Origin of the sequence: Paenibacillus terrae, from assembly GCF_000943545.1 — a bacterium.
GTDB classification, from domain to species: Bacteria; Bacillota; Bacilli; order Paenibacillales; family Paenibacillaceae; genus Paenibacillus; species Paenibacillus terrae_A.
This window is the reverse complement of sequence record NZ_JTHP01000180.1, coordinates 1-999: the sequence shown is the minus strand read 5'-3', so window position 1 is coordinate 999 and position 999 is coordinate 1. Positions and strand designations below refer to the sequence as shown.

Annotated in this window: 1 protein-coding gene; it reads right to left on the bottom strand. The window is 26.8% G+C overall.

The features are described 5' to 3' along the window. Window positions 1–200: 200 nt before the first annotated feature. Window positions 201–788, bottom strand: coding sequence for a hypothetical protein (locus tag QD47_RS29520; RefSeq protein WP_235332405.1), 588 nt, complete (start codon window positions 786–788; stop codon window positions 201–203). Window positions 789–999: the final 211 nt, after the last annotated feature.

The window sequence follows — 999 nt, the reverse complement described above, 5'->3', positions numbered from 1 at the left end:
GTAGCCGATCCATGTTGACGATTTGTTAGAAGGCAGCCATTTTATTCTATACAGTTTACGCTGCTATACGTTTCTACTTTGGGAGGAGCTAACATGTTTTGACTGGATCTAAAGTAGAGTAGCTCTTTTCAAAGCACAGCGATTCCTTTTTCAGGAATACTTTTTTACAAAACTATGGATAGTGTATTGGGAAATACAGTTTAATCTATAGATTCCTTAATTATTTTTAGTAACTCATTTAGTTGACGATATTTCTCAGCTTTTTTAAAAAGAATAGATGTTAATATTGTTCTTAATGCAAAAATTAGAACTACGAATAATAGTAGAGCTACAAAAAATATAATGGTGAGTACCCAATCTTTTTGTTTAATAATACTTGGGATAATCTTATTAATAAATGCATTCCAAATAGGTAAACTAAAAACTGCAAAGAAAGATATAGGAAACCAGTTTTTAGATTTGATAGATTCACTTTTTTCATCGAAATAATTTATATAAGTATCCAATATGTTTTTATTTAATTTTTTTTTATAAATTAAATTAGAGAGTTTGTTAATTCTTATTGCTTTTAGAACCGAAATTTCATAGCTTAATTTTTTGTACTCCATATGTTTTATATAATAAGGATACTCTGTTCTAATGTAGTTACGTGAAGCTGTAACAGAACTCATCATGGAAATAATGTATATGATCAAAGAAAATAAAGCCCCTATTAAAAGCCAAAATGAATAAGATTTTAAATAGGTTGAGTAAATGGAAAAAAAATAAAATTTCAAAAATAACTGCAAATATTATTGCTCCAGTGGCAACATTTTTGAGTGATGTTGATTTTTTATCCATTAAGACCTTTCCCAGTGAAAGTTCTTCGAAACAAGTATTATAAATTATCTTTCTAAGTAAGAAGTGGGAATCTAATCTGATTTTCATAAAAAATCTCCTTATTATTTTATATACATTATCGGTTTGTAAACAGAAAATATTACATATTGCTTAATTTAT